Below are 4,856 nucleotides of genomic sequence, written 5' to 3'. Positions count from 1 at the left end.
CTCCGAGATCCCGAAGTCCTTCGCGATCTGGTTCAGCGGTGCTTCGTGCTTCCTGGCCACGGCGACAACGTCGCGGCGGAACTCGGGTGGGTAGGGCTTGGGCATGATGAACATCCTTCCAGCGAAGACGAATCTCCACAGGTCCGGAGTCAACCAAACCGGGGGCAGTCCCAATCAGCCATCCCCTCGCGTGGTTGCGAGGGAGGCAATGTTTGTAACGAGGAAATTAAGGGGTAAAACTGCCGTCTGAACTGGGTTTTTCTTCGTTACAACGAGTCATGCCGAAATGTAACCGCGCACCAAGCTCCACCACCTCCCCACGTGCTCCGCACTGAAAGGCAGGCCTGCTCCTCCAGATTGGACGATCGAGTTGATCTGAAAGGCCACGATCCTGTGATCTGCGTCGAGCGGCATCCGAATCAATGGTCAGTCCATCAACGGCTCGTGGACGTCTGTCTTGCTCCGGGCGCGATTAGGACACGAGTCCACTCGCCGGATCTCCCCCGGCGGAGTATGTGGTTTGCCTAGCGGCGTCCGCGACCAGGGGGCGAAGGACGCAGCGGCGGCAGCGGAGGAGAGGCGCCGCCAGCAAGGCACCCGACAACCCCCAGTGGGGATTGGGCGGGCAAGGAGCACAGCGACGCAGTAAGGGCCCAAGGAGCACAGCGACGAGGGTGGGAAGACACGGGGACCGAGCGAAGCGAGAGACCCTGGGGCACCCAAATTCGTGTCGGCTACGCCGACCACCAAACAAGATTTCCATGTAGCGCAGCGGAATGAAAACGAAGCGAGGTGCCACGAACCCTTATGCCCTTTCCCTCTCTCCCTCGCATCCGGAGCTCCAGCGGAGGATCGTGGTCATAATTGCTGATGTATCAGCGGAAATGGATGATTCAGCCCATCTGTTCACAACCCTGTTGACGCAGTCAACAGCACTAGGGGTTGTTAACAGTGGCATCCATTTCCGTTGAAAAGGCGGGGTTGGGCTGTTGACAAGGTTTTCGGTGCCGTGGCACCGTGTCAACAGCCATGGAGCGCAGCGACGCAGAGCGCGTTTCACCCTTTGACTCAATGCTCGTTTCACCTCGTCGCAGCCGCGGGCACGCGGCTGCCCTGACACTTCATTCAGCGCGGAGCCCGGCTATGCCGTGCTCCCCTCTCCTAGCGACTTCAGCCCTGTCCGAGCTCGTCTCGGGTCATCGCGACAGCCGTGCAACGGCGCCCGCTCCCGGCCTTTCGCCTGTCGCCTATCGTCTGTCTGGCACGGACCACTTGGAGACGCCAGTCGACACGACAGTAGTCGCCTGGTTGGTCTCCTTGTCGGCCTCGAGCTGGCTTCAGCATGGCAGCGACGGCTTAGGTACGCGTCCTCGCTCGCTTGAGCCTGATGGGCATCGGACCGGCGACTGGACAGCGGCTGCCCCGTGGCCGCCCTCTGAGCAAGCAGGGCTCTTGGATAGAGACATGGGGCGGCCTGAGGGGCCATCGCGTGGTCCGAGCTTGGTCAGGTACCGCCCCTATTGAACATTCATTTCTCCAGCGGCGTCAGGCCGCGGGCCAGTTGACCAGGAGCAAGATCAGGACATCGCCGTCCTTTGCCTGGGATGGCGAACCCGGTGAGGCTGCCGAGGGCCAAGTATCTGATAGTCCGGTGCGCTCGCTCAACGAGCGGTTCTGGGACGTGGTGGGAAACTGCACCGTGCAACATGGTCGTTGAGTATCGCTGCGATAACGGCGGCGCCCCGCGTTGGTAGATGCCAGGATGCTCTCCCCAGTCGATCTGGTCCTGGCGGCCCCAGTCATGAATCGCGGCCTCGCCATCGGTGAACTCCGCTGCGTGAGCCCACAGCGCCCCGCCTCCCTCGACGAACTCGTCGCCCTCAGAACCGCCCGCGACTGCATCGACGAGCTCATCCGCTCCTGCGTCGACGAACTACGCACTGATCCGCAGAGCAACCACACCTGGCAGGCCGTCGCCGATGCGCTCAGGGCTTCCTCGGCCGCCGCTGCGCGTCAGCAATATGGTTCCTCTCTCGCCCCTGCCGACGAGCACGTGCTCGCGTTCTGGCACGAATTCGAGGACAGCTTCGCCTGGGATTTCCTCCCGGTCGACTTCCTCCACCCGCTCTACACGCAGTGGATGAGCGAGGAGTTCCGCGCGGACACGCCCTTTCCGAAGAAGGCGTTCACCCGGCGCCTGAAAGCAGCCGCGACCCCATCGGGCGACTGGGTCTACGTGCGCTCGCGCGTCGGCTCCATGATGGACGCGGCTGAGCCTCTGGCGTCCCGTGTGCCCGGCTGGTCTGGTGCGGCTGCTGGGAACGCCGGCGCCGGCACTGAAGGTAGCGCCGGGAGCCCCCAGTACGGCCTCCGCCGAAGTGCCACCATGCGGGCGCCGGGCCCCACCCGTGACCTCAGCTAGCGCCGCCGGTCGCCAGCTGTTAGAATCTTTACTACTTAGTAAAAGGTGGTGTCAATCATGAGCGCAACGATTCTCGCGTCCGCCGCGAGGGCAGCCAGTGGCCTCAGCCAGACTGAACTCGCAGTGCGATCGGGAATCGCGGGATCCTCGCTCTCCCTCATCGAGCACGGCAAGCGCGAGCCGACGTTCGCAACCCTGGAGTCCCTCCTGCGCGCCACGCGTCATAGCGTGGTCACGATCCCCACTGTGCGCAGCGATGCAGCACGTATCGCCGCCGACATCCGTCGCGACCTCGTCGGAAGTGACGACGCCAGCAGCACTGACGTCGTCAAGCGAGAAGCCTCGGCCTTCCGGCGCTTCCTCCAGCTCGCCGACAACCTCCAGGCCGAACGCGGCGCTACCCGGGTCGGTCTCACTCTGACCGAGCCGGCATCCACCGGTTCAGCACACTGGGACGCGGCGATCGCTGCGCTCTGTGAATACCGCCTCAGTGCGGACGCTCTGCCGGTGCCTGACTGGGTCTTCGCCAGCGCAGCCAGCGCCTCAGGCAGCAGTAGCGCACTCTGGGCGCCGCGAACCAGCGAGTACGACATTCCCGTCGACGAAACCGCGGTCCCCGCTGAGTTTCTCAGGCGCGGCATCCTGATCGAGGCTGCGACCCTGGAGAGCGTCTAGTGCCCGGCGACCAGCTGGATCATCTTCGCGCGCGGGCTCCCCGCTCTACCCGAAATGCCGTCCGCACCCGTCTTTTGACGAACGCGCGCTCCGTGCATGAGAAGGCTCGTGTCTCGACACACCTGCCCGGAAGGACTCCATGACCAACGTCATCGAACCACCAGCGCCCCAGAGCGAAACCCCAGCCTGCCGCGCGTGCGGAACCTGGATCTGCGACGACTGCGGCGCCCAGCGCGCCTACGCGAGCAGATTCTCGAGCACGCCGCAGCACTGCGCGACGTGCGCCGGCACCAACGACCGCATGATCGCGGTTACTCACCGCGAGAGCCGCGCGGACGATCACGACGCGTCCTATCGTCGAAGCCTGGCCGGCGAGGTGCCGCTGCGCTACCCAGCGGTGCTACCCAGCGGTTGACATCTCGGTGTAACATAAATGGTACGTGCTAGCGTTTTTGCTATCTTGGCCAAGCCGATCGAGAAGGAATCATGACTGGGGCATTCTGGGACGACGTCTCCAACGACGTACAAGATCCTGAATTCGCGCGCGCCTACGCCGGTGAAGCGATTCGCATCCGCACGATCGACTCGCTCGTTAACGCGTTGAATGATGCCGCGGAGGCCGAGGGGCTCACCAGGGCCGAGATTGCGCGTGCGGCAGGAATGCAGGCCGCCGCCGTGCGCCGCCTGCTCACGGCCAGCACTGTCAACCCGACTGTGTCGACTCTTGTCGAGGTTGCGGCCACGCTCGGATTCCGGGTGACGCTTGAGAAGATGACCAAGTCCGAACGCCTCGAGATCACAGAGCCGATGCGGAAAGCCGCAGCCTGACCTCTGGTTAGATTGCCGATCGTGGCTTGTTGCGATTGCGGTACTCGATGCCGAGCGCTCGGATCTTCGCATACTCGCTCTCGGCAAGAGTGGTCCGAAAAGCCTTCCGCCGGCCGTCGATGATCACTAGATAGGGTTTGCCCACCGGGGCGCCGTCTTTGTCGAGGGCGTCGTAGTCAAGCTGACAGAACAAGCGGAAGTGCTCGCGCCCCGGCCCGTCGAGGCGAATCTCGTACCAGCCCGTCATATTGCCGTGCATGGCTTCCCAATACCCGCCACCGGAGAAACGATTCGGCGGTGCTCCGGCGACAGCCGCCGCGACGGCGAACACCTTGGCTCGGACGCTGTCTGGCCAGCTGAGCAACTCAGCGCGGCCAGGCGCCGGCATGGCCGGGTCATCGTCCTTGTGTCGTTGGAAGTAGATGATGTCGTGGACATCGGACGGCGACGGCTTGGTCTTCGGCTGCGGCGCGGTACTTCGCCGCGACGACTTGCTGCCTTTGGATGCCACCCGCACACCCTACTGGAAGCACTGCTCTCAACGCTGGCTCGCTGTCTGCGTGCACTGGGCATGGACAATTAGCCTTCGACTGAAGGTCCCCCGACCCCTTTTTCTGCGCAGCCTCATCTCACTTCAAGGGTCTGGTTTTTTACCCCCGATAATCGCACTTATCCGTACTATTGGACTTAAGGTTCTTGCTCACGCGGCACGTAGAACGGTCGTTCAAGCGGCAATCAATCGTTTGGCGGCATCGTCGCGCAGGTGCGCGTTCGTGTCGACGACTTGCGGTTTCGTGCGAGTCGAATTGCACGTACGCGGCGGTCAGGGACTGCTAGTACTACAGTCGCGTTTATTTTAGGTTCGTCGGCGTGGTTCTTTGCTTTCGGCATGGGTCCGTGTTAATCCTTGCGGGTGGGCGATGATGTTTGT

The 4,856-nt window shown here is 63.2% G+C and carries 6 protein-coding genes; 4 read left to right on the top strand and 2 right to left on the bottom strand.

Going from position 1 to position 4,856, the window contains the following annotated elements; genetic code table 11:
* The coding region (locus tag E3T48_RS17680; RefSeq protein ID WP_478213396.1) for a transposase at positions 1-105 on the bottom strand (105 nt) is incomplete at its 3' end.
* 1,696 nt (positions 106-1,801) lie between these two features.
* On the opposite strand from E3T48_RS17680, the gene E3T48_RS16555 reads away from it, so the two are divergent.
* The 4 genes from E3T48_RS16555 to E3T48_RS16540 all read left to right on the top strand — a co-directional run bounded on the left by E3T48_RS16555 (position 1,802) and on the right by E3T48_RS16540 (position 3,925).
* The gene (locus E3T48_RS16555; RefSeq protein WP_166789786.1) at positions 1,802-2,422 is read left to right on the top strand and encodes a primase-like DNA-binding domain-containing protein; all 621 of its coding nucleotides are present in this window, start codon (positions 1,802-1,804) and stop codon (positions 2,420-2,422) included.
* 57 nt (positions 2,423-2,479) lie between these two features.
* On the top strand, positions 2,480-3,097 hold the full coding sequence (locus E3T48_RS16550; protein ID WP_134525110.1) for a helix-turn-helix domain-containing protein: 618 nt from the start codon (positions 2,480-2,482) through the stop codon (positions 3,095-3,097).
* Between the two features lie 139 nt (positions 3,098-3,236).
* A complete protein-coding gene (locus E3T48_RS16545) occupies positions 3,237-3,512 on the top strand; it encodes a hypothetical protein (RefSeq protein ID WP_134525109.1) in 276 nt (91 codons plus the stop codon).
* A 71-nt stretch (positions 3,513-3,583) separates the two neighbouring features.
* Positions 3,584-3,925 (top strand): helix-turn-helix domain-containing protein, encoded by a 342-nt coding sequence (locus tag E3T48_RS16540; RefSeq protein WP_134525108.1) that lies wholly within the window; start codon positions 3,584-3,586, stop codon positions 3,923-3,925.
* A 7-nt stretch (positions 3,926-3,932) separates the two neighbouring features.
* On the opposite strand, the gene E3T48_RS16535 is transcribed toward E3T48_RS16540, so the two are convergent.
* Positions 3,933-4,436: a hypothetical protein gene (locus E3T48_RS16535; RefSeq protein WP_134525107.1), complete on the bottom strand. Its 504-nt coding sequence runs from the start codon at positions 4,434-4,436 to the stop codon at positions 3,933-3,935.
* Positions 4,437-4,856 lie beyond the last annotated feature (420 nt).

It is taken from the genome of Cryobacterium fucosi (assembly GCF_004403515.1).
GTDB classification, from domain to species: Bacteria; Actinomycetota; Actinomycetes; order Actinomycetales; family Microbacteriaceae; genus Cryobacterium; species Cryobacterium fucosi.
Note: the sequence above shows the minus strand (reverse complement) of the source record. Positions and strands in the feature narration are given on the sequence as shown.